Source organism: Brevibacterium sp. S111 (genome assembly GCF_004745075.1).
Taxonomy (GTDB): Bacteria; Actinomycetota; Actinomycetes; order Actinomycetales; family Brevibacteriaceae; genus Brevibacterium.
Genome location: NZ_RHFH01000009.1, coordinates 119,814 through 144,008, shown reverse-complemented (window position 1 = coordinate 144,008; position 24,195 = coordinate 119,814). Strand labels below are relative to the sequence as shown.

The 24,195-nt window shown below is 65.1% G+C and carries 17 protein-coding genes; 8 read left to right on the top strand and 9 right to left on the bottom strand.

Annotation, left to right across the window (positions count from 1 at the left end; translation table 11 throughout):
• Positions 1-171 precede the first annotated feature (171 nt).
• The gene (locus EB836_RS11990; protein WP_240689927.1) at positions 172-3,186 is read left to right on the top strand and encodes an FAD-binding and (Fe-S)-binding domain-containing protein; all 3,015 of its coding nucleotides are present in this window, start codon (positions 172-174) and stop codon (positions 3,184-3,186) included.
• A gap of 98 nt (positions 3,187-3,284) precedes the next feature.
• Here EB836_RS11990 and EB836_RS11985 read toward each other — a convergent pair whose 3' ends face one another.
• The 3 genes from EB836_RS11985 to aceA all read right to left on the bottom strand — a co-directional run bounded on the left by EB836_RS11985 (position 3,285) and on the right by aceA (position 7,058).
• Entirely contained in the window at positions 3,285-3,674 is a 390-nt protein-coding gene (locus EB836_RS11985; RefSeq protein ID WP_135540688.1) for a universal stress protein, read from the bottom strand.
• A gap of 181 nt (positions 3,675-3,855) precedes the next feature.
• Entirely contained in the window at positions 3,856-5,472 is a 1,617-nt protein-coding gene (gene aceB / locus EB836_RS11980) for a malate synthase A (RefSeq protein ID WP_135540686.1), read from the bottom strand.
• A 275-nt stretch (positions 5,473-5,747) separates the two neighbouring features.
• Positions 5,748-7,058: an isocitrate lyase gene (gene aceA, locus EB836_RS11975; protein ID WP_135540684.1), complete on the bottom strand. Its 1,311-nt coding sequence runs from the start codon at positions 7,056-7,058 to the stop codon at positions 5,748-5,750.
• A gap of 181 nt (positions 7,059-7,239) precedes the next feature.
• Between aceA and EB836_RS11970 the strand changes: the two genes are divergently transcribed.
• Positions 7,240-8,691, top strand: coding sequence for an XRE family transcriptional regulator (locus tag EB836_RS11970; protein ID WP_135540682.1), 1,452 nt, complete (start codon positions 7,240-7,242; stop codon positions 8,689-8,691).
• Positions 8,692-8,704: 13 nt separating this feature from the next.
• On the opposite strand, the gene EB836_RS11965 is transcribed toward EB836_RS11970, so the two are convergent.
• Positions 8,705-9,970, bottom strand: coding sequence for an alpha/beta hydrolase-fold protein (locus tag EB836_RS11965; RefSeq protein ID WP_135540680.1), 1,266 nt, complete (start codon positions 9,968-9,970; stop codon positions 8,705-8,707).
• A 61-nt stretch (positions 9,971-10,031) separates the two neighbouring features.
• Positions 10,032-11,552 carry an FAD-dependent oxidoreductase gene (locus EB836_RS11960; protein ID WP_240689925.1) on the bottom strand — a complete coding sequence of 507 codons (1,521 nt, stop codon included), beginning with the start codon at positions 11,550-11,552 and terminating at the stop codon, positions 10,032-10,034.
• A 37-nt stretch (positions 11,553-11,589) separates the two neighbouring features.
• On the opposite strand from EB836_RS11960, the gene EB836_RS11955 reads away from it, so the two are divergent.
• From EB836_RS11955 to EB836_RS11945, 3 genes are all read left to right on the top strand, one after another.
• On the top strand, positions 11,590-12,969 hold the full coding sequence (locus EB836_RS11955; RefSeq protein ID WP_135540678.1) for a site-specific DNA-methyltransferase: 1,380 nt from the start codon (positions 11,590-11,592) through the stop codon (positions 12,967-12,969).
• 266 nt (positions 12,970-13,235) lie between these two features.
• Positions 13,236-13,532 (top strand): antibiotic biosynthesis monooxygenase, encoded by a 297-nt coding sequence (locus tag EB836_RS11950; RefSeq protein WP_135540676.1) that lies wholly within the window; start codon positions 13,236-13,238, stop codon positions 13,530-13,532.
• A gap of 149 nt (positions 13,533-13,681) precedes the next feature.
• Positions 13,682-15,136: an APC family permease gene (locus EB836_RS11945; RefSeq protein WP_135540674.1), complete on the top strand. Its 1,455-nt coding sequence runs from the start codon at positions 13,682-13,684 to the stop codon at positions 15,134-15,136.
• A gap of 123 nt (positions 15,137-15,259) precedes the next feature.
• Here the strand turns inward: EB836_RS11945 and EB836_RS11940 are convergent, their stop codons facing one another.
• Positions 15,260-16,564 carry a glycine cleavage T C-terminal barrel domain-containing protein gene (locus EB836_RS11940; protein WP_135540672.1) on the bottom strand — a complete coding sequence of 435 codons (1,305 nt, stop codon included), beginning with the start codon at positions 16,562-16,564 and terminating at the stop codon, positions 15,260-15,262.
• A 143-nt stretch (positions 16,565-16,707) separates the two neighbouring features.
• Between EB836_RS11940 and EB836_RS11935 the strand changes: the two genes are divergently transcribed.
• Positions 16,708-17,568 (top strand): methylenetetrahydrofolate reductase, encoded by an 861-nt coding sequence (locus EB836_RS11935; protein ID WP_135540670.1) that lies wholly within the window; start codon positions 16,708-16,710, stop codon positions 17,566-17,568.
• Between the two features lie 29 nt (positions 17,569-17,597).
• Here the strand turns inward: EB836_RS11935 and EB836_RS11930 are convergent, their stop codons facing one another.
• Positions 17,598-18,347, bottom strand: coding sequence for an IclR family transcriptional regulator (locus EB836_RS11930; protein ID WP_135540668.1), 750 nt, complete (start codon positions 18,345-18,347; stop codon positions 17,598-17,600).
• Positions 18,348-18,466: 119 nt separating this feature from the next.
• On the opposite strand from EB836_RS11930, the gene EB836_RS11925 reads away from it, so the two are divergent.
• Complete coding sequence (locus EB836_RS11925) at positions 18,467-19,279, top strand: IclR family transcriptional regulator (protein WP_135540666.1); 813 nt, start codon at positions 18,467-18,469, stop codon at positions 19,277-19,279.
• A 142-nt stretch (positions 19,280-19,421) separates the two neighbouring features.
• On the opposite strand, the gene EB836_RS11920 is transcribed toward EB836_RS11925, so the two are convergent.
• Together EB836_RS11920 and EB836_RS11915 are read right to left on the bottom strand one after the other, a co-directional pair.
• Positions 19,422-19,874, bottom strand: coding sequence for a hypothetical protein (locus EB836_RS11920; protein WP_135540664.1), 453 nt, complete (start codon positions 19,872-19,874; stop codon positions 19,422-19,424).
• A gap of 327 nt (positions 19,875-20,201) precedes the next feature.
• Entirely contained in the window at positions 20,202-21,392 is a 1,191-nt protein-coding gene (locus tag EB836_RS11915; protein ID WP_135540662.1) for a DDE-type integrase/transposase/recombinase, read from the bottom strand.
• 287 nt (positions 21,393-21,679) lie between these two features.
• Here EB836_RS11915 and EB836_RS11910 point away from each other — a divergent pair, with 287 nt between their 5' ends.
• Entirely contained in the window at positions 21,680-24,193 is a 2,514-nt protein-coding gene (locus EB836_RS11910) for an FAD-dependent oxidoreductase (RefSeq protein WP_135540660.1), read from the top strand.
• Positions 24,194-24,195: the final 2 nt, after the last annotated feature.

Genomic DNA, 24,195 nt, shown 5'->3' with positions numbered 1-24,195 from the left:
GGATATAGGAACTCAAACTCCACAAAGCCGTCGTTCTGAGCTTGTCTGATAACGAAACGATAACGGTTCCGGTGTTGCCCGATGACCCTGACGACCCTGCAGGTGTGGGCGGAGGATCTCGAGAGTGAAAGGGTCTCGATGTTCCGGCAACCCAAGTGGCACAATGCGAACATGACGACTATGGCCCATCCCACCGGAGCGAATCGGGCGACCGTCGACGAAGACGAGTCCACGACAACGCTTCCCGCCACCCTCGCGACCGAGTTCCGCGCAGTCGGCATCCGCGACTTCAGCATCGACGACACGGACCGTGCCGCCTACTCCTCCGATGCCTCGCTCTTCAGGCTTGTGCCCGCCGCCATCGTCTTTCCCCACGACGAAGAGGAGGTGCGTGGCGTCCTCACGATCGCCCGCCGCCTCGGCGTGCCGATCACCAGCCGCGGAGCCGGCACCTCGATCGCCGGCAATGCCATCGGCCGCGGCATCGTCCTCGACTTCTCGCTCCATATGAATACCGTCCTCGACCTCGACCCCGACGCACAGTCGGCCTGGGTTGAAGCCGGCTGCATCCACGCCCACCTGCAGGAGAAGGCCAAACCGCACGGTCTGCGCTTCGGTCCCGATCCGTCGACGCACACCCGCTGCACCATCGGCGGAATGATCGGCAACAACGCCTGCGGCCCCCGCGCCCTGGGCTACGGACGCACCGGCGACAACATCCTCGCGCTCAAGGTCATGCTCATCGACGGCACCGTCGTCACCCTCGACGACGCGGACGCCTCCGCGACCTTCCCGCGTCTGCACGAACTCGTCGCCGAGAACCTCGGCACCATCCGCACGAACTTCGGCACCTTCTCCAGACAGGTCTCCGGCTACGGGCTCGAGTCGCTCCTCCCGGAGAACGGCTTCGACCTCCGCCGTGCCTTCGCCGGCACGGAAGGCACCTGGGGTGTCATCCTCGCCGCGAAGATACGCCTGGTCAAAGACCCGAGCTTCACCTCAGCAGTGGTGCTCGGCTACGAGGACATGGTCGCGGCCGCCCATGATGCGCCGCTGCTCAAGGACTTCCCCGTAGCCGCGTGCGAAGGCCTCGACTCACGCATGCTCAACCGAGTCATCGACACCAAGGGCGCCGAGGCGGTCCCCACGCTGCCCGAGGGCGCGGGCTGGCTCGTCGTCGAGCTCACCGGTGAGGACGAAGCCGAAATCGAGCAGGAGACCCAGCGCCTCATCGCCGAGTCGCAGGCCCTGGACTCCTCCGTCCTCGACGCCGCGGCCGCCGCCGAGGTGTGGGCGATCCGCGCCGACGGCGCCGGTCTGGTCTCGCGCACCCCCGATGGTCGCGACGCCCACGCCGGGTGGGAGGATTCAGCGGTCCCGGTCGACCACCTCGGCGATTATCTGCACGATCTCATGGCTCTGCTCGACGAACACGGCCTCTGGGGGATCCCCTATGGTCACTTCGGTGACGGCTGCCTGCACATGCGGGTCGACTTCCCGCTCGAGGACCCGACCGGACCGCAGGTGATGCGCGACTTCATGGTCGCGGCGACGAAGCTCGTCGCCCGCTACGGCGGTTCGGTCTCCGGTGAGCACGGTGACGGTCGGGCACGTTCGGAGCTGCTGAGCCTCATGTACACACCGGCGGCGATCGATCTGTTCGCCCAGGTCAAGAAGCTCTTCGATCCGCAGCATCTGCTCAACCCCGGTGTCATCGTCGACCCGGATGCGCTCAATGAGTCGCTCCGACTGACGCAGCTGCCGTTGCGGCAGGAGCTTCCGGGACAGTTGGCGATGGCCTATGAGGGTGAGTCCGCGGGCTTCGCCTCGGCGGTGCATCGGTGCACCGGCGTCGGCAAATGCCGCGCGGATTCGGCGGCCGCCGGCGACATCATGTGCCCGTCCTACCAGGCCACACGCGATGAACGGCATTCGACCCGGGGACGCGCTCGGGTGCTGCAGGAGATGGTCTCGGGCGATCTGCTCGAACCGAAATGGGACTCGCCTGAGGTGCACGAAGCTCTTGACCTGTGCCTGTCGTGCAAGGCCTGCGGGACCGAGTGCCCCACCGGAACGGACATGTCCACGTATAAGGCCGAGGTCCTCTACCAGTCCTACAAGGGCAAGCTGCGGCCGATGAAGCACTACTCGCTCGGGTTCCTTCCGCAGCTTGCGCGCCTGGTCACACCGGTGGCGCCGGTGCTCAATCGGGTGTCGGGGCTGCCGGGTCTGTCGACCGTGGCGAAGCGGATCTCCGGCATCGATGTGCGCCGGTCGATTCCGCAGTTCGCGGCCACGACGTTCCGCAGATGGTGGACGTCCAGCGCCGAGGCGGAGTCGCGTTCGGGCGCGGACGCGGCGCCCAGCGCGAAGGCCCAGAATTCGGGTGCGCAGTCATCCGGGGCGCAGTCATCGGGTGCGCAGTCGGACGAGTTGCGGTTGGTGCCGCGTCCGAACGCCGAGGTGATCCTGTTCGCTGATTCCTGGTCGAACCATTTTGCTCCGCGCATCCTCGCCGCAGCCGTGGCCGTGCTCGAGCACGCCGGCGTCACAGTGCGGGTGATCGATCAGACCGTGTGCTGCGGCCTGCCGCTCATCTCGACCGGGCAGCTCGATGCGGCAAAGGCGAATCTCGCGGAGACGATCACTGCCCTCGACGCCACCGGTGATGTCCCGATCGTCGGCGTCGAACCTTCCTGTCTGGCCACGCTCAAGGACGATTCGGCCAAGCTGCTCGCCGATGACACCTCGCGTCGGGTGGCTGCGCGCGTGCAGACCCTTGCCGAGTATCTGCTGAGCATCGGTGCCGAACTGCCGGATCTGTCCGGGGTCGACGCACTCGTTCAGCCGCACTGCCATCAGTCGGCGATCTTCGGCACCGCTGCGGACAGAGAGCTGCTGGCCCGGACCGGCGCCAGCACCGAGTTCATCGGCGGCTGCTGTGGCCTGGCCGGGAACTTCGGCGTCGAGGAAGGGCATTACGAGACCTCGGTCGCCGTCGCCGAGGTGGCACTGTTGCCGGCGCTGCGAAAGCGCGGCAAAGCGGGGACGGACGACTCACGGCTGGAGGTCGTGCTCGCCGACGGGTATTCGTGCCGGACTCAGATCACGGATCTCAGCGACGCCGAAGGCGTGTCATTGGCCGAGCTGATCGCCTGGGGGTGGGGGCTGGAACCGCGCCGTTAGCGCGGGCGAAGCGCCGCCTCGGCGAGAGCGGATCTGCACCTCGGCGACGCGGATGGTCGATTCGACGCTTACGGCGGCGCCGCCTCGGCGAAGTGCGCTCAGGCCTTCGCGGTGAGGACCGGGACCTCGGCTTCGAGGAGGATGCGCTGAGCCTGGGAACCGAGGATGAACTTGCCGATGGCCGAGCGCTTGCGCAGCCCGATGACGATGAGCTGAGCCTCGTGTTCGACGGCGAGATCGTTGAGCGTGCCCGGCAGATCGTCCTCGTGATCGGGCTGGAGCACCTCGACGTCGATATCGGATTCCCTGCCGAGGTCGACGATCCGTTTGATCTCGTCCTCACCGATCTCCGTCGGCGTCCCGCTGGCACCTCGTCGCTGCGAGTTGATCACGACGGCAGTGCTCGACCGCAGCTTGGCTTCCGCGAAACCCGCACGCAGAGCAGCCTCACCCTCGGGAGCAGGTAGGTAGCCAATGAGAATCGTCATGGCCCCCAGTATATGGACTCTCCGATGATTCGTTCACTTCGGGACCATCGCAAGGTCAGATTCATCGTCACTGACGCCCTCACTTGAGTGCTCACGCCCCCACTCGCCCCTCCCAGAACTACGTGACGGCGGCCCAGCAACCTTGCGCAAGGTTGCTGGGCCGCCGTCGGGTAGTAATTGGTCAGGCTACGGAGGCCTCGGTCGCGGCCTTCTTCGACACCCGGTCGACCAGGTGCTCGGTGTAGGCCGGCATCGTGAGGAACTCCGCGAAGGGCTCGTCGAGGGCCGTCGTGCGGAAGATCTCCACTGCCTCGTCGAGGTGATCATCGGGACGACGATCCATCGCCGCCAGCTCCTCGCCGAGGTAGCGCTCAGCCAGGTGACGGGTCAGCTTCTGCCCATTGTCGAGAGTCACCTCATGGTGGATCCACTGCCAGATCTGCGAGCGGCAGATCTCCGCGGTCGAGACATCCTCGAGCTGGTTCTCCAGCGCCACGTGACCGTTGCCGCCGAGCCATTCGTTCATGTACCCGATGGCCACACGGATGTTCACCCGCACGCCCTCTTCGGTCACGATCGGCTCGAGACCGGTGACGTCGAGGATGTTCTCACTGGTCACCTGCACATCGGGACGCATGTTCTCCAGCTGGTGCGGCTTCGAGCCCAGAGCCGCGTCGAACACGGCCAGAGCGGCCGGCACGAGCGCCGGGTCGGCGACCCAGGTGCCGTCGAAGCCCTGCCAGGCCTCACGAGCTTTGTCCTCACGCATGCGTTCGAACTCGGCAGCGACGAACGCTTCGTCCGGATGGTCGGCCATGAGGTTCGACATCGTGCCGATGGCGTGCGCACCACGACGGTGGCAGGTCGCCACCAGACGATCGGTGAACGCCTTCATCAGCGGCAGGTCCATCGTCAGGCGCTCCCGGTCGGGCAGCACGTAGTCGGTGGCGTTGCGCAGGTTCTTCACCACGGAGAACAGGTAGTCCCAGCCGGCAGCCTCGAGACCGGCGCAGTGCTCGCGCAGTTCGAAGAGGATCTCTTCCATCTGGAACACCGCGGTGATCGTTTCGATGTGAGCGGTGGCGCGGATGGTGCCCTGCTCGATGCCGAGCATGTTCTGCGCACGGACGAAGATCTTGTTCCACAGACGTGCTTCCTGCGAGGACTCGAGCTTCGGCAGGTAGAAGTACGGGCCGGAGCCGGCGTCGATGAGGTGGCGGGCGTTGTGGAAGAAGTACAGACCGAAGTCGACCAGTGCACCGGAGGCGGCGAATTCGCTGCCGCTGTCGTCGACGTAGAGCAGGTGCTTCTCCGGCAGGTGCCAGCCGCGGGGACGCAGCCCGATCGTCGGCTGCTGGTTCGGGTTCTTCACTCCGGGCAGCTGGGCGCGGATGGCGCGGTAGAGATTGAGCTGACCGCCGATGATGTTGGCCCAGGTGGGGCTCGTGGCGTCTTCGAGGTCGGCCAGCCACACCTTCGCCTGCGAGTTCAGCGCGGCCACGACTTCGGTCTCGGTGACCGGGCCGGTGAGTTCGACGCGGCGATCTTCGAGTCCGGGAGCTCCTGCCGAGCCGGCGACGGTCCAGGACCGGTCGGCGCGGATGCGGGCGGTCTCCGGCTTGAAGCGCGGGAGGGTTCCGCCGTTCATCTCGGCCTGGCGATTGCGGCGTGCCCGCAGCAGATCGGCGATGGTGCCGGCGAACTCGTCGTGGAGTGTGGCGATGAACGTCAGAGCGGGCTCCGAGAGGACGGTGCCGAAGCCGGTTTCGAGCGGCGCGTTGATCTTGATGTAAGACATGGGCTTCTCCTCACCCGTCGTAGTGTGCTGCCGGAGTGTCAGTGCTGCCGGAAGGTGTCATTGCAGTGGAAGTGATGCGGTGCTTGTGTGGTGCTGTGGGGGTTCGTGCCGTGTAGTAAGTGGTCGCTGCCATCGGTGGGTGTGACGGCGCGGACCGACAATGCAAACCCCGTGAAAACATTGCCGATCCGCGCCGGGTTCCAAGCGGCCAATGGCCGGTGCCGCACCCGGGCCGCGAAGCCCGGGCGGGCGGGGCTCCGAAGAGCCGGTCGGACTCAGCTGAACTGAGCGGTCTCGGTCGAACCGGCCAGAGCCGTCGTCGAGGACTCCGGGTTGAGCGCGGTCGAGACCAGGTCGAAGTAGCCGGTGCCGACCTCGCGCTGGTGGCGGGTTGCGGTGTAGCCGCGATCCTCGGCGGCGAACTCGCGCTCCTGCAGCTCGACGTAGGCCTTCATCTGCTCGCGGGCGTAGCCGTGGGCCAGATCGAACATCGAGTAGTTCAGGGCGTGGAAGCCGGCCAGGGTGATGAACTGGAACTTGTAGCCCATGGCTCCGAGCTCGCGCTGGAACTTCGCGATGGTCGCATCGTCGAGGTGCTTCTTCCAGTTGAACGACGGCGAGCAGTTGTAGGCCAGCATCTGGTCCGGGTACTCCGCGTGGATCGCATCCGCGAATTCCTTCGCGGCGGCGAGGTCCGGGGTGGAGGTCTCCATCCACAGCAGATCCGCGTAGGGAGCGTAGGACAGACCGCGGGCGATGCCTGCTTCGATGCCGTTGCGGATCTTGTAGAAGCCCTCGGAGGTGCGCTCACCGGTGACGAACTGCTGATCGCGCTCGTCGATGTCCGAGGTCATGAGCGTGGCCGCCTCGGCGTCGGTGCGGGCGATGACGAGGCTGGGCACGTTCTCCACGTCGGCAGCCAGACGCGCCGCGTTCAGCGTGCGGATGTGCTGCGAGGTCGGAACGAGGACCTTGCCGCCGAGGTGGCCGCACTTCTTCTCAGAACCGAGCTGATCCTCGAAGTGCACACCGGCCGCGCCGGCATTGATCATCGAACGCATGAGCTCGTAGACGTTGATCGAACCGCCGAAGCCTGCTTCCGCGTCGGCGACGATCGGAGCGAACCAGTCATCGACCTGCTTGTTGCCTTCCGAGGTCTCGATCTGGTCGGCACGCATGAGCGCATTGTTGATGCGGCGAACCACCTGCGGAACCGAGTTGGCCGGGTAGATCGACTGATCCGGGTAGGTCTGGCCGGCTGCGTTCGCGTCGGCGGCGACCTGCCAACCGGAGAGGTAGATGGCGTTGAGACCGGCCTTGACCTGTTCGACGGCCTGGTTGCCTGTCAGCGCACCGAGTGCGTTGACGTATTCGCCGGACTTGATGTCGCTTGAGCTGATCTGCTTCCACAGGCGCTCGGCACCGTGACGGGCCAGCGTGTGCTCCTCGATCAGAGACCCGCGCAGTTTGACGACGTCCTCGGGCTCGTAGTCGCGAGCGATTCCCGACCAGCGGGCGTTGGTCGCCCAGTCGCGGCGGATCGCCTCAGCATCATGCAAGCTGTTCTGCGTGGTGTTCTCAGTCATTGTCCTTCACTTTCCCTTTCGTTCGGGGTTGTTGATGTATCCAGTCTGCGGGGGCCGCAAGGGTTCAGGTAGGGGATTTTCGGATGAATAAGTGCGAAATTTCCGGTTTCAGAAATTTCCTCGTTCTGTCATACTGATTTTCACGCATGTGAACCAGCGCACAGAAACGATTGGAGCCGCCTTGGTCAGCATTAGAGCGGAAGTCGAAGACGAGGAACAGCAGACCGATCCCTTGAGCATCGGCAGAAGAATACGGTTTTTTCGAAAACAACGCGGGCTGACACTGAATGAGCTGGGACAGGAAGTCGGGCGTGCAGCCTCGCAGATCTCGACGATCGAGAACGGTAAGCGAGAAGCTTCTGTCACGCTCCTCGCCGCCATCGCCAAGGCCCTGAAGACCGATGTCGCCGACCTCATCGATCCCGCCCCGATCGACGACCGGCAGGCTCTCGAACTCGAAGCCGAACGCAATCAGGCCTCGCCGATGTACTCCTCCCTGGGACTTCCGCAGGTGAGGATCAAATCGCTGCCGGCGGATGCGCTCGAGGCGATCGTCGGTCTGCAGCGTCAGCTCGGCGAGGTCCTCGAACGTCGCGCGGCCACCCCCGAAGAAGCGCGGCGGGCGAACCGTGAGCTGCGCGATCGGATGAAGGAGAAGAACAACTACTTCGCCGAGCTCGAGGCCACCGCCGCCGAGTTGCTCGACCTCGTCGGCTACGAATCGGGCACGGTCTCGCAGCGGCAGACGGCGCTCATCGCCGAGAAGCTCGGATTCAGCCTCCACTACGTCTCGGATCTGCCCGAGTCGACCCGGTCGATCTCGGACACCGCGAACAAACGGCTCTACCTGCCCAACTCCGATGCCGCTTTCGACCCGCGTTCCCACCTGCTCATGAGTCTGGCCCCGCACGTGCTCGGCTATGACTCCCCGAAGGACTTCCATGAGTTCCTCCAGCAGCGGGTGGAGGCGAACTATCTGGCTGCCGCAATCCTCCTGCCCGAGTCTGCGGCCGTGCCGATCCTCGAAGAGGAGAAGAAGAAGCGGGTGCTCTCGGTCGAGCACCTGCGCGATATGTTCGGCGTCGGCTACGAGATGGCCGCCCACCGGTTCACGAACCTCGCCACCGAACACCTCGGCCTGCCCGTCCACTTCATGAAGGTGCACAACTCGGGCACGATCCACAAGGCGTACTCGAACGACGGCCTGCCCTTCCCCACCGATCCGCTCGGCGCGATCGAGGGTCAGTTCGCGTGCAAACGCTTCACCTCACGCACGGTCTTCCGCGTCGCCGACCGCTTCAGCCCCTACTACCAGTACACCGACACTCCGCACGGTTCGTATTGGTGCACTGCCCGCGTTCTGCCCGGCGGTGATTTCGCGATCAGCGTCGGCGTCCCGTTCGCCCACGTCCGGTGGTTCGAAGGCCGCGAATCATCGATCCGCTCGAAGTCCGAATGCCCGGACCCCTCCTGCTGCCGGCAGGCACCGGCAGACCTCGCGGAGAAATGGGAGGATCAGGCGCTTCCGTCAGCGCGCATGCACGCCTCGCTGCTGGCCGCTGTCCCGCCCGGTGCGGTGCCCGGCGTCGACGACACCGAGGTCTACGAGTTCCTCGAACGGCACTCCGACTGAACGCGGCCGCGGCTCACAGTGTGCTCATATCCCGGGTTTCGGCGAGCAGCTCGGCGAGGTGGCCGGGGAGGAGCTCTCTCCACCACAGGTACTCGTGGCCTCCGGAGAACGTGTCGCATCGTGGGCTGAGCCCGCGACGGGTGAACTCAGCTCTCGCCTCGGTGACGGAACGGGCGATCTCCGATTCCAAGGCGCCGTGGTGGATGAGGAATTCGGGACTGGTTCCTGTCCGGAAGTGCTCCCAGATTCGCTTCTCTTCCGAATCAGAGGCCCAGAACGAGGGTGAGAGGCTGATCGCGCGGCACGCCTCCGGATGCCTCAGGGCGAAGTAGGTCGCGGCCAGTCCGCCGTAGGAGGCCCCGGCCACGATCGTCCGATCGCGGGCATTCGGCGCCAGCGAAGCGACGAGGGTGAGGACGTCGTCGCAGAATCTCGGGTTCATCACCAGGTCAGAGGCCCGCAAGGCGAACGCCTCACCCCGGTCGGCCCCGCTGTCCGCTGCGGTGTCGATCGGTGCGTGATCGACCGCGATGACGAGCGAGGGCGGGCCGACGAGTTCGTCGATCGTGGTGAGCAGACCGCCGTCGACGAAGGCCTTCCCGTCGAAGACGACGAGCACCGGCGCCGAGGCGGATGCCCGCTTCGGCTGGTACGTGAGAACCCGCCTGGCGGTGCCGTCGAGCACTTCGATCCGTTCGCCGAGGTGGGGCGGCCTCCCGTCGCCGCCCGAAGTTCCGTCGGCCGCCTCGGCGTCAGGGGCCGCTTCCGCAGTCCAGATGAGGGGTTTGGCATCGGGTGCGGAGACCTCGAAGACGGGGCGTCCGAACAGGTCTGCAACCGTGCGCAGCCCGGTGCCGGCCGGGAGGAACGCATTCCCGTAGGCTGCCAGCCATGTGTCCCGGTCCGCGATCTCGATGCCGCGGGGCACGGGCATGAAGGTGAGACTGCCCCGGAATCCGCGGGGGACGCGGAGGTCGACGATGTGGGCCGGACCGCTGTCCGTCTGCTCGAACGCCATGACTCCTTCGGGCACACGCCGACGGTCGGTGATGCCGTTGAGAGCAGCGAACAGGTCCTGATCGGACCTCAGAGACGGGGCGTTCGCCTCGGCGATGTCCGCGCCTGCGGGCAGGCTCAGGCGCAGCGACCAGTCATCGCCGTGATCGGTCCAGGAGCACAGTCTGCCCATCATCGCTTCGTCGACTTCTCGAGCTTCGCGGCGATCGGCTCCGCGAGCTCCGGCAGAGCAAGGGCCGAGACCGAGCGCAGTCCGCGCCATTCCTCATCGGTCGGCTGATAGAAGCGACCTGCGCTCGTCCGCTCCCAGCAGACCCTGACGTTCAGCGCCCGCGTGCCCCCGCTGCTTCACCGACGATCCGTTCGGCGATGGCCAGCGCCGAGGTGGCTCCCCAGCGTGGGACTGCCCTGACCGCGGTCAGCCGCCCGCGAGTGGCGATGATGAGTTCATCGAGCAGCTCGCCATCGGAGTTCATCGCCTGCGCCCGGACGCCGCGCGGCCCGGTTTCGACGGAGTCCCCGTCGATCGTCGGCACGTACTTCTCGACGCTGTCGATGAATGCCTTCCGACTGACTGTCGTCTTCGCCCCGTGCGCGGCGGTGCGCGCGGTCTGGGCAGCGAACTTCCAGAAGCCGGTGAACTTCGCGGTCGACCCCATATCGCCGAGGTCGAAGCCGCGCCTGTCGTACTTCTCCCGACCGAGTGAGACGAAGGTGTTGGGCCCGAGCATCAGCGAGCCGTTGACCCCTCTGACCATCCCGGTCTCGGCGAAGGGCGCATCCGGATCGGGAACGGAGCCGATGATGCCGCGCACCGCCTCGGCGGAGGCCGCCGGGATCTCGTAATAGTCGCTGGTGAAGGGCACGATGCGCGGATCGGCCTCCAATCCTGCGGCTGCGGCCAGGCGGTCGGCCTGCAGTCCGGCGCAGACGAAGACGAGGTCGAAGGTGCCGATCGTCGTCTCGGGCATCTCGCGGCGCGCCCTCTTGCCCGATCCGGTCGAATCGTCTCCGGAGCCTCGAGTGTCGGCGCCTGCTCCCCCGCCGGATCCGTCCTGGTCAGCCGGGCCCCGATGGTCCTCACCGCGTCCGCCACCGGACCAGGAGCTCGAGAACTTCTCCGTCCAGTCGTGCAGGGTGCCCTCGACCTGCCGGAACCAGTCTTGGCCTCCGAACCGGCTGCGCAGCTCCTCGCCGAAGTCGACGACCGGTCGCGTATCCTCATTGCCGTAGTAGGTCCGCGGTGCCTCGTCCACCTGCTCATCGGCAGCCGTCGCCCGCCCTCTGATCCGCACCTCATTGCTCATGATGTCGAATCCGGTGACCTCGGTGGCGAAGCGGAATGTGCCGCCGGCGGCGCTGACGTCGGAGGCGAGCGCCCCGGTGAGGGCACCGAAGTCGGTGACTGCCGCGTGCGGCGAGTACAGTCCGAGCACGCCCCTGGCCTCGGGTTCGACCTCGCTCATCTCCTTGCGCTCGAGCAGCCGCACTCCGGGGATGCCGTTGTCCTTCGCGCGAGCGAAGATCTCTTCGAGCCGATCGGCCTCGTCGGTGTTCTGGGCGACCATGAGCTGCCCGCACTCGCGGTAGGGGATGCCGCGTTCGGACACGAATGGGACCAGCAGCTCGACGCCTCGGTGCGCGAGTTCGGCCTCGGCCGATCCGGGAATCCGGTCGAGCCCCGAGTCGACGATTCCCGTGGTGTGACCGCTCTGATGTGCAGCGACGTCATCCGCCTTGTCGATGACAGTGAGTTCGGCGTCGGGGAACCGCGCTGCGATCTCCCTCGCCGTGGCGACGCCGAGGATGCCGGCGCCGACGACGGCCACTCGTGAAATACTCATACAGCAATCTTGTCACCGTTCGAGACGAAGGAGAAGGATGACGACCGTCCTGGATTGGCCCGGCAAGCACGCGGCTTTCACCCTCGGCCGTCGCCTCGTCTCCGAGGGCACCAGCAGGAGCCTCGGTGAGGGTTCGTCGGCCGAGGGCACACGACGACCCGGCCCCCGCCTCGGCGCCGGTGATCGCGGTGCGCAGCTGCGCGACGGTGACGGCACCCCTCGGACCCCGGATCTGCGTGAGAACCTCCTTCTCGTCGGCGACAATCTGCCGGCCCTCACCGCCCTGCTCGCCACGCATCGGGGGCAGGTCAAGGTCATCTACATCGACCCGCCGTACAACACGGGCAATGCGCACACGTACAAGGACCACGGGCACGACCATGCCAGCTGGCTGTCCTTCATGGCGCCGAGGCTGCTGCTGGCTCGCGAGCTGCTGCGCGAAGACGGGGTGCTCTTCCTCCACCTCGACGATGTCGAAAGCGCGTGGGCGCAGCTGCTCGGGCACGAGATCTTCGGCGAGGACAATGCGCTGGGCACGCTCATCCATCAGCGCGCCAAGGGCGGGGGCAATGCTCCGTCATTCGTGCGCGGGCACGACTACATCCACGTGTGGGGGCGCGATGCGAGCCGGGTCGGGCCCTTCCTCACGGAGAAGAAGTCACCTGCGAAGCTCGAGATGATCGACGGCCGGCGCATGCTCGTCGAGACCGATGTGCTGCGGGCAGGATTCGGCCGCTACGCCCGAGGCTCGGAGCGGCGGCTGATGTACGAGGACATCCTCGAGGTCAAGGGTGCGAAGAAGCTCGCCGAGGTGGACGCGAAGCTGGCATCGGGCGAGTACATCCTGCGGCCGTGGGGGAAGGCGGGCAAGCACGCGGTGGTGCGAGTGACTCCGGCCGAGAAGGCGAGCTCGAAGATGTATTCGATCATCAAGGCGCTCGGCGGGCAGAACGACCTGGAGCCTCTGGGCCTCGGCGGGGTGTTCAGCTATCCGAAGCCGGTGGAGCTGGTGAAGGCACTGGTCGCCTCGCAGACCTTCTTCGATCCCGAGGCGATCGTTCTCGATTTCTTCGCCGGGTCCGGCACGACGGCCCAGGCAGTGATGGCCGCGAACGAACGGGATTCCGGGTCGCGGTCGTTCGTGCTCGTGCAGACGCCGGAGCCGCTGCGATCGAAGAACGCCCGCGCCGTGGTGGCTGCGGGTGAGGCCGCTTCTGCTGCTGAGGTTGCTTATGCGGGTGAGACTGGTGCTGCGGGCAGGGCTGCTTCTACGGGCGGCCGGGCGACACCCGACAGCGGCGACAAGGCCGACCGCGCTTTCCCGACGATCAGCGAACTCACCGCCGAACGGATCCGGCGCGCAGCCGAGATCCACTCTCCCGGCCTGCAGTTCACTCAGCTCGAGGTCGTCGAATAGGACTGGCCGTGGAGTTTCGGTCGATCCGTGATGGATTCCGAGCGGACCTGCGCGGCTGCTCTCTGCGCGCCGACGGTCCGCGTTCCGGCACCGTTCCTGAGACAGCCCGTGCGAACTGCCGGACTGCTCAGCCGGGACTCGGGTCGACGTCGTAGGGTCGAAGTGAGTTCGATGCTCATCCGAAGCGTCTCGTCCATCGCAGCCTTCGAGCACCCGGGCTCGCCGACAAATGACGTCTCTGCAGACACTGCTGAAAAGGAGCACCCATGTCAGTCGTCGCCATCAACGCCCTCACCGTCCCCGAACCGGCCCGCGCCGAACTCGAGAAGCGCTTCGCCGACCGCAAACACTCCGTCGATGAGGCCCCGGGCTTCGAAGGCTTCAAACTGCTGCGCCCGGTCGCCGGCGGCGACAAGTACTTCGTCTACACCCAGTGGGCGACCCGTGAGGACTTCGAGAACTGGAGGGCCAACCGTTCTCCGGCCCACGAATCCATCGGGAAGAAGCCGGTCTCCGAGCAGGCCGACCTCCTCGAGTTCGAGGTCGTCGACCTCGGCGACTGATGAGCATCCGCCTCGGGGCAGAGACCACGTCTGCTCCGAGGCGACCGGTGCGCTTTCGTCCAATGAGACAGTGTGAAGTTCACTGACCGGAAACGCTCAGAATCCTGCTACTGTGCATCTCAGTAATGACGGACTGCGAGAGGCGTGCCATGAGTCAGACCCACACTGAAACGGACGACAGAGGCCACGGGTTCGTCAGAGCGCTCGGCACGGTCGATGCCCTCTTCATCGGCTTCGGCGCGATGATCGGATTCGGCTGGGTCGTCCTCACCGGGGAATGGCTCAACGGCGCCGGCACCCTCGGCGCGATCCTCGCCTTCATCGTCGGCGGCATCATCATGTGCTTCGTCGGCACGGTGTACTCCGAGATGGTGGCCGCCATGCCGCACGCCGGAGGCGAGCACAACTACCTCATCCGAGCGATGGGCCCACGCGTGTCCCTCTTCGGCTCCTGGGCGATCACCGGCGGCTACATCAGCGTCGTCATGTTCGAGGCGGTGTCGGTGCCGAAGACCGCCCTCTACCTGTTCCCGAACCTCGAGCAGATCAAACTCTGGAACGTGGCCGGCTTCGACGTCTACCTCACGTGGGCTCTGGTCGGCACGATCACCGCGATCGTCATCGCCTGGATCAACATCCGCGGCGTCAAGGTCGCCTCTCTCGTGCAGACCTTCGTCGTGTGGTTCCTCATCATCGTCGGCCTCATGCTTCTCACCGGCGGCTTCGTCGGCGGCAAGATCGAGAACACCGAACCGTTCTTCACCGGAGGCGGCGCCGGCTTCATCGGCGTCATGGCCGTTGTTCCGTTCCTCTTCGTCGGCTTCGATGTCATCCCGCAGTCCGCCGAGGAGGTCAAACTCCCACCGGCCAAGATCGGCAAGCTCGTGGTGCTGTCGGTCGTCATGGCCATCGCCTTCTACGTGATCATCATCGGGACGACGTCGATGGCGATGCCCGCCGCTCAGCTCGGCACGCACGACCTGGTCACCGCCGATGCACTCTCCGTCATGTTCGGCTCGGCCATCTGGGGCAAGATCGTCATCGCGGGTGGCCTGGCCGGAATCATCACCTCCTGGAACGCCTTCCTCATGGGCTCCTCGCGACTCATGTGGGCGATGGCCGCCGCGGGCATGATCCCGAAGTGGTTCGGCAAGCTCCACCCGAAGTACCGCACCCCGTCGAATGCGATCATCTTCATCGGTCTCCTCTCCGCCATCGCCCCGTTCTTCGGCACCGCGGCGCTCGGCTGGATCGTCGACGCAGGTTCACCCGCCATCGTCATCGCCTACTTCCTCGTCAGCATCGGCTTCCTCGTCCTGCGCAAGCGCGAGCCGAACATGGAACGTCCGCTGCGCATCGGCGGAGCGCGCAACGGCGGATTGGTCATCGGAGTCATCTCCTCCGTGCTCACCTTCATCCTGTTCATCCTCTACATCCCGATCACCCCGGTCTCCGCACAGCTGGAATGGCAGTCGTGGGTCGGTTTCGCCGTCTGGCTCCTCGTCGGCATCTGGTTCATGTTCCGGCTGCCCACCGGCATCAAGGCCGGCCCGAACGCGGAGAACGAACTCCTCGCGAAGGTCAAGGCCCTGCGCGGCAAGTAAGTCGCGGAGTCGCAGTCTGCCAGTGGTGCTGGGCGGCAGCGATGAAGGGGCTGCTGGCATGCGAACGCGGCCGCCGGCTGTGCGCAACGGCGACCGCGTTCGGTCTCGAGAGCGAGAGTCGCCTCAGACGGCGGCGTCGAGGCCGCGCATCTTCAGACGTTCGCGCTGGTTGGGGTTGACGCTCGGGCGGAAGGGCATCTCGACCACCTCGGCGCGGACCGGAACCCCCGGGGTGTCTGCGAACGGCTCCGGCAGATGCACCCAGTATTCGGTGCCGAGCGCGGACGCCTCGACGGGCACATGCGCCATCGCGATGTTCGCCTCGAGCTCCGGTGAGTACCACGGTGAGGTCACGTAGCCGACGGCCTCACCCTCGGCACTGGCACTGACGTGCCAGAAGTCGGGCGCATAGTCCGTGATCGGCTTCCCACCGACCAGCAGACCCACCAGCTGCGTGCGATACGGCGGAGTTCCGGCTTCGATGAGCCGACGCACCTCCTCGAGGCGGGTCTTGCCGATGTAGCCGGCCTCCTTCTTCCGCGGCACCTGGTAGGACAGGTTGACCTGGAACGGCAGGGTCTCGAAGTCCATGTCCTGGCCCCACGACAGAATGCCGGCGGCGATCCTGCGGTGGTGGCTGGGCGCAACGACCTTGAGGTTGTAGGGTTCACCGGCGTCGAGCACGGCGTTCCACATGTCCTCGGCGTATTTCGTCGCGTCCTTGAGGTAGATCTCGTAGCCCTTCTCCCCGGTGAACCCGGTCTGGGAGATGATGACGTCGTGGCCGCCGACCTGGGCCTCCATGAGGCCGTAGCTCGGCAGGTTCCGTCCTTCCTCGCCGACGAGATCGGCGATGACGTCGACGGACTTCGGACCCTGGACCTGCACCGGCGCGACGTCGATCTCCTGGATCGTGACATCGAAGCGGTGGCCGACGTTGACCCCCTGCAGCCAGAGCATGAGATCGGTGTCGGAGAGGCTGAACCAGAATTCGTCGATCGCGACCCGCAGCAGGATCGGATCGTTGAGGATGCCGCCTGCCTCATTGCACAGGATGACGTAGCGGGCACGCATCACGGGGATCTTCGTCGCATCACGGGTGATGACGAAGTTGACGAACGCCTCGGCGTCGGGACCCTTGACCTGGATCTGCCGTTCGACGGCCACGTTCCACAAGGTCACATCGTTGACGAGGGACTGGTACTCGGCCATCATCCCGCCCTCTTCGCGGGGAATGTAGCCACGTGGGTGGTACATCCGGTTGTAGATCGATGCCCGCCAGCATCCTTGCTGCATGGACAGTTCCCAGTACGGGGACTTGCGGACGCGGGTGTCGATGAGCATCTCGACCGGGGTCGGGCCGGATTGACGTAGGTTGATCGGGACTTGTCTGTCGCTTTGGTCCACTGTGGGGACGTTGTTGTCCATGGTGTTCCCCCTGCTCGCACAGTTTTATATTATGGAACTCAATTCCCATATCATGGGTATAATGAGTGTAGGATCGAAGACACCGGGACGCAAGGGACTCGGAATCCGAGTTTCATGAATCGACCTCCGCGAAGGAGACGAAGATGTCACAGGAAACGCTGCGCACACTTCTCAGCACCGCTCGCTACGAGATACTGCCCACGGCGGGAATCGTCGAACGCGTCGGCGAGTACGTCGCGCCCGGCCGCGAGATCACGGTCACCGCATCGACGGGGCTGACCCTCGAAGCGACCCTGTCGACGGCCGAGCAGCTCCAGGCCCTCGGCTTTCGCGCCGTCCCCCATATCGCCGCACGGATGATCCAGGGCCGATCCGAGCTCACCGAGATCGTCGATCGACTCGCCGAGGCGGGGGTCGACCGGATCTTCGTCCCCGCCGGTGACGCCACTCCCCCGGCCGGCGGGTACGTCGGAGCGCACGACCTCCTCGTCGACCTCTCTAGCATGGCCGCCCCGTTCCAGCACATCGGCGTCAGCGCCTACCCGGAATCGCATCCGGTCATCGCCGATGACGTGACCATCCAGGCGATGTGGGACAAGCGCGACTACGCCACGCACCTCGTGTCGAATCTGTGCTTCGACCCGGCGGTCGTCGCATCATGGGTGGCCAGAGTGAGGGCGCGCGGCATCGAGCTGCCGCTCATGCTCGGCATCGCCGGCAAAGTCGAGCTGACGAAGCTCGCTCGGGTGGCGACGAAGATCGGGGTGGGCGAGTCCACGCGGTTCCTGCGGAAGAACACCGCGACCTTCACACGGATGGCCAAGCCCGGCGGCTACAACCCGCGGAAGTTCCTCGACAAGCTCGCTCCGGTTCTCGATGACCCGGCCATGGGCGTGGCGGGTCTGCACATCTACACGTTCAATCAGATCAAGGACACGGAGATCTGGCGGCGCAAGCAGCTCGCGCCCCTCGGAGGGGCAGAGGAATTCACCAGCCTGCAGTAGATGCGGGTCGGATCGGCTGCGCCGCCCTCTTAATGGTGGGTGACCTTGCGCTTGAGGCTGCGGGACAGCAGCCCCGCCTCGTCGGCGAGCAGAGCGCCGAGGCGGTCATGGTGCTCGGCGATGCGCATCGTCGGCCCCGAGATCCCCACGGCCGCGACGACGTCGCCGTCGACACCGAACACGGGTGCCGCCAGGGCGTCGAGGCCGATCTCGAACTCCTCGTGCACGATCGCGTATCCGCGCTCGCGCACCTCGGCGAGGTCATCGGTGAGCTCTTTGCGCGAACCCAAGGTCCGTTCGGTGCGACGCTCGAGCCGACCGGTCGGCAGCGGAATGATGTCGAAGGCGTACATGACTTTCCCCAGTGCTGAGCAGTGCGGCGGAACATCGACATCGGCCCAGTTCGTCGCACCGAGGACGAAGGTCGAATCGACCTGGGCGATCTGCACGACCCCGTCTGCGCTCGGCACGGCCAGGTTGACCGTCTCGCCGGTCTCCTCACTGAGGCGCTGCAGGGTCGGATCGGCGGCGGAGACGAGGTTCTCCACACGATCGAAACGCGAGGCATAGGTGGCGAAGAGGGAGCCGCCGCGATAGAGGCCGTCACCGTCACGCTCGACCAGACCATTGCGCTCGAGCGCGGAGAGCAGACGGGAGACCGTCGAACGGGCCAGCTCCGTGGCCCCCACCACCTCGGTGTAGGAGATCGGTTCGTCCGCCTTCACCACCAGCGACAGGATCTCTGCCGCCCGGTCGATCGACTGGGTCCCATTGGTCATCGTGCTCAACTCCGTCGGGGAAAGTAGGCCGGCGGGCTCTCGTCCTGCCGACCGCACTCACCCTACCCCACGCCCGCAGGAGTCTGTTCGGGTTGTGCCACGTGCGTTACAGTTTCGAAATGAGCAACAGCGCATCTCGCCGGGACCCCGCACCCGAGCCCACTCCCACCTCGGCGCCGGGCTCCGTCCAGTCCGTCGATCGGGCGGTGACGATCCTCGAGATCATCGCCCGCACCGGGCTGGCAGGAGTCACCGAGATCGCCAAGGAACTCGGCGTCCACAAGTCGACGGCCTCACGCATCGTCTCCACCCTCGAGGCCCGGGGACTGGTCGAGCAGGATCAGCTGCGCGGCAAGTACCGACTCGGCCTGGGCATCCTGCGGCTGGCCGGTGCCACGACCGCGCGCCTCGACATCGTCCAGGAGGCCAGACCGATCACGAAGATGCTCGCCGAGGAGACCGGGGAGACGATCAACATCGCGGTCCTCTCCGACGGCGCCGCCCTCTATCTCGATCAGGCCTCAGGCACGTCCTCGGTGCAGAGCCACAACTGGGTCGGCCAGCGCATTCCCCTGCACGCGACCTCGAACGGCAAGGTCCTGCTCTCGGGCCTGAGCGAAGCCGGCATCCGCTCCGTCCTCGGCACCCGGCTCCAGTCCTACACACCTCAGACCGTGACCTCGCTGCCCCGGTTGATGACAGAGATCGCCGAGGTGGTCGAGAGGGGGTCCTCGGTCGTCATCGATGAGCTCGAGGTCGGGCTCACCGCAGTCTCCGCTCCCGTGCGCAATGCGCATGGCGATGTCATCGCTTCCATTTCGGCTTCGGGGCCGAGCTTCCGCTTCACCGAGGAGAAGGTCCGCTCCGCCCGGGAGCTCCTCACCTCGGCCGCCGCCGACATCTCCACCCGCCTCGGCTGGCGCGAACGCTGACAGCGAGCTTCAATTTACTCGGCAGGCATCTCTGCCTGATCCGCAAAGCGGACGATAAGTCTTTGCCGAACTACAACTTCCGATAATTAGAACGAGCGCAATCGACCGCATGCACTTCGTTCGGCAATGATTTTCAAAGGTCTCACTCGGTCGGCCCGGCCTGACCGCCCCTGCGCTCAGCTGAAGACCCGCTCTCGCCGTCCTTGCGTTCAATTGCTCGTAAAATGCGCTCTCGATCAAAGTTGCGCGCTTGAAGGGCCGCTTCACGCTTACTTACTCTGATGTTGAGCGATCCGATCGTAAAGAGCACTAGCCCAGCCATGCCGGTCAAAGCAATCAAGCTAGAAGATGCGCCAGCGATTGCCAGGGGAATCATTGCGCCAAACAGAGCGATTCCTGGATTCTTCAGAAAAGCCGACACCTTGTCTTCATCGCTCGAAAGGATCTTGGCAGTAAGAATTTCACTTTCCACATTGATCAAGAGGTACTCCAGGTCACGGCCAATAAGGCCATCCAGATCCTCGGGAAGCGCACCAGCCCGAGGTCCATGATCCGGCGAGTCTGCGACAGCTTTACCCCAGGTCTCTCGTTTCATTTTTCGCTTTGGCGGGCGGGGAGGATCCCATGGTTCAATTCGATGTATATCCACTTGCGACTCCGATCAAACAACACTGGGTTCTATCAACGCGACTATACGAAACTATCGCAAGGACTGCGAGCAAACTAAACACTCAGATCTCGTCGAGCGCCTTTCTTAAGCAAATTTCGAGGCACATAATCGCTCCAAACGCACCGCGCTTTCCGCCGGAGGACCCCCCCCCTGAAGCCTCATTGCAATACCTCCGGGAAAGAAACATCGTTGCCTCAGATGAAAACCTCCGGCACGGCAGGGTCGTTGCCTCATGGGAGAATCTCCGGAGGCTTACCCGTGCTCCCAGAACCGGTGGGGCACAGGCTTGGTCCGGGCCGGGCTCTTCGCCACCGATAGTGCCTCGAGCCGACCAGTGAGGTCGAGAATCTGTCGCTCCAGGGCCGCTGGCTTGACCCGTTTGAACGCCGCATTCATCGTGATGATCGGGCGTTTGCGCATGTTCTCTTGCGCGATCGCTCGCTGGTGGGGTGTCTTCGGTCGATCGTGTTTTTTCGAGACTTTAGCTCCGTGGCGAGTCTTGGAGATGAGCTTCTGTTGTGGTAGCAGATAGTTCGTGAACACCCGATCGAGTTCCCAGATCTGGTTGAGCAGCTCGAGTTCGGCGGGGGTGTCATAGCGGAGGTAGCCGACGAGTTCGCGGACTCGGGTCCAGTTCTTCTGCTCGACGTGGGCACCGTCGTTCTTGTTGCCCGCCCTCGACCGGGTGAACGTGATCTCGTGTTCGGTGCAGTAGACCAACAGGTGTTCGTTGATGAACTCTGACCCGTTGTCGGAATCGATGCCGATGATCGGGAAGGGGAAGACGCTGATGACGTGCTCGAGGGCTTCGAACACCAATTTCGCGGCCTTGTTCTTCACCGACCTGTTCACGGTCCAGCCCGTGCTGATGTCGGTGACGGTCAGGGTGAAGCAGTACTCGCCGGCGGCGTTTCCGCCCTCGTGGCCGACGAGGTCGATTTCGACGAATCCGGGTACTGCGTCGTCCCACTCGGCCCACGTGCGGATCGGGATCTGTGACTTCAACAGGGATCCGGGTTTGGTGTGGGACCGGCCCTTGGGCAGCATCTTCTTCCGCTCGCCGGCGAGCTTGCGATCGATGGTCGCCGCGCTCATTTTCATCAACAGGTCTGCTTGGTCGTCGGTGATGTCGAGTTCTTTGTCGCGACGCAGCATCGGCACCAGAGTCGGTAGCATCGCGGCCAGGAGACGTCCTGCTGGTGCTCGCAGCACGGCCCAGCACGTGATCAGTGCTGGCATCAGGTCGGGGCCATAGACCGGTTTCCGGCCGGGTTTGGGTTTGACGACTGTCGGGGTCAGCGCGTTCCTCAACGCTGCGCGGGCGTAGTCACGATGCCAACTGGTGAGGTCGACGAGTTCGTCGAGGATCCGGGACTTGCCGGCACGGTCGGCGTGTTTGTAGGCGAGGGCCTTCTTCTTCGTCACGGCTTGTCGTTGCTTCATTGTCAACTCCATGAAAATCAGGCGTACTCGTCATCGACGCCGATGGTGTGGAGCCACTCCGGTGGCGGAGGTTTTTCATTGAGTCAACGACTCGTCCGTGCCGGAGGTTTTCAAATGAGGCAACGATGCTGGTTACGCGGAGGTTTTCTATGAGTCAACGCGACCCCTTGACAGGCTCGTCTCGGCAGGGGGACGATCAGGGTACGAAGTTCCACATAGCGCATCAAGTTGCACAGTTCGCAACATCGCAGGTGAAGGCAGAGTAGCCTTCAGAGAGGAGCCAGCCCATGGCTTCCGTCCCCGCCCAAGCCAGCGTCGTCGTTGTCGGAGCCGGCATCGTCGGCAACAGTCTCGTCCATCATCTCGCCGAACTCGGCTGGACCGACATCGTCCAGGTCGACAAGGGTCCCTTGCCGAATCCCGGCGGATCGACCGGGCATGCCTCGAACTTCATCTTTCCCGTCGACCATTCTCGGGAGATCACCGACCTCACCCTCGACAGCATGCGCCAGTACAAGGAGCTCGGCGTCTTCACCGAGTCCGGCGGCTTCGAGGTCGCCCGCACCGAAGAGCGCATGCAGGAACTGCGACGGCGCATGGCCTCGGCGCGAGCGTGGGGAATCGAATCCGAGCTGGTCAGCCCCGCCGAGGTCGCTCAGAAGGTGCCGTTCCTCGACCCCGATGTCATCGTCGGCGCCTTCTGGACGCCGACGGTCGGAGTCGTCGACTCCGTGCGTGCCGGGACGATGATGCGAGAATCCGCACAGGCCAAGGGTGCCCTGACTGTCTCGCCCAACACCGAGGTGACCGATATCGAAGTCGAGGACGGTCAGATCGTCCGCGTGCACACGTCGAAGGGCGCCATCGAGACGAACCGCGTCCTCGTCGCCTGCGGTGTGTGGAGTCCGCGCATCGCGGCCATGGCCGGCGCCGCTATCCCCCTCACGCCCGCAGTGCACCAGATGATCAGTGTCGGCCCGGTGCCGCAGCTGGCCGAGACCTCCGGCGAGATCACCTTCCCGATCGTGCGCGACATGGACACCTTCTGCTACGAACGTCAGCACGGCTCGGACATGGAGATCGGCTCCTACGCCCACCGCGCGATCCTCCACGAGCCCGATGAGATCCCCTCGATCGAGGCCGCGAAGCTCTCTCCCACCGAGATGCCCTTCACCGACGAGGACTTCGATCCGCAGCTCGAGCAGGCACTCGAACTCATGCCCGAGGTGCTGTCGAACCCTGAGGTCGAGATCCGCTATGCCATCAACGGACTGCTCTCGCTGACTCCCGACGGTCCCGCGATCCTCGGCGAATCTCCCCAGGTCAAGGGCCTGTGGTCGGCGGCTGCCGTCTGGGTCAAGGAAGGACCGGGAGTCGGTCGGGCCGTCGCCGAATGGATGACGACCGGGCTGCCGGAGATCGACGTCCAAGCCGCCGACATCGCCCGCTTCCATTCCCACCAGCGCACCCGCGCACACGTGCGGGCCCGGACCTCGGAAGCGTTCAACAAGACCTACGGCATCGTCCACCCCGGTGAACAGTGGGCCTCCGACCGCAATATCCGCCGCTCGCCCATGTGGCAGCGGGAGAAGGACCTCGGAGCGGTCTTCTTCGAAGCCGGCGGGTGGGAGCGACCGCAGTGGTTCGAATCGAATGCGCCGCTGCTCGACGAGTTCGGTGACGCCGTCATGGAGCGCACGGCCGAATGGGACGCCCGCTGGTGGTCACCGATCATCAACGCCGAACACCTGGCCATGCGTGAACGCGCGGGCCTCGTCGATCTCTCGAGCTTCGTCATCTTCGACGTCTTCGGACCCGCCGCTCTCGATGCGGTCCAGCACATCGCCTTGGCGCAGATGGACGTATCCGTCGGTCGCGTCGTCTACACCCCCATCCTCGATGAGGGCGGCGGCTTCCGTTCGGACCTGACCATCATGCGCCTGGCCCACGACCGATTCCGCGTCGTCACCGGTGCCGCCCACGGCATGGTCGATGTGAAGTGGTTCTCCGACCGGCTGCCCGAGACCGGCGCGCAGATCGCCGATCTCACGAGTTCGTGGACGACGATCGGACTGTGGGGGCCACGTTCTCGCGACATCCTCGGCGCGCTCACCACTGCCGATGTCTCTCATGAGGGCTTCAGGTTCGGTACCGCACGAACCATCGAGGTCGGTTCGCTCGAGGTGCTCGCCTCCCGCATCTCCTATGTCGGCGACCTCGGCTGGGAGCTCTATGTGCCGATGGAGTCGGGGCTGAAGCTCTGGGACGCGCTCATGGAAGTCGGTGGGCAGCACGGGCTCGTGCCCGTCGGTCTCGGCGTCTACAGTACGACCGGCCGAATCGAGAAGGGCTACCGGGCTTTCGGCGCCGAACTCGACTCCGAACGCACCGTCGTCGAAGTCGGTATGAGCAGGCCGAAGGTCAAGTCCCAGGACTTCATCGGCAGGGCCGCCCACCTGCGCCACCGCGAGGAGGACCCGCAAACCGTGCTCTGCTCACTCACCGTCGACGATCACACGAGTTCAAGCGGTGAGAAGCGCTACATGCTCGGAGGCGAACCCATCGTCTCCGCGGACGGCCAGCCGCTGGTCGACGGTCACGGCCGCCGGGCCTATGTCACTTCGGCGGGTTCGGCTCCGAGCCTCGGAAAGCACGTCCTCGTGGCGTTCCTCCCACCCGCCGAGGCGGTGCTGGGCAACCGTCTCCAGGTCGTCTACATGGAGGAGTTCTACCCGGTGACCGTGGCAGCGGTCGATTCGACGCCGCTGTTCGACCCCGACAACGAGTGCATCAGGAGATAGCC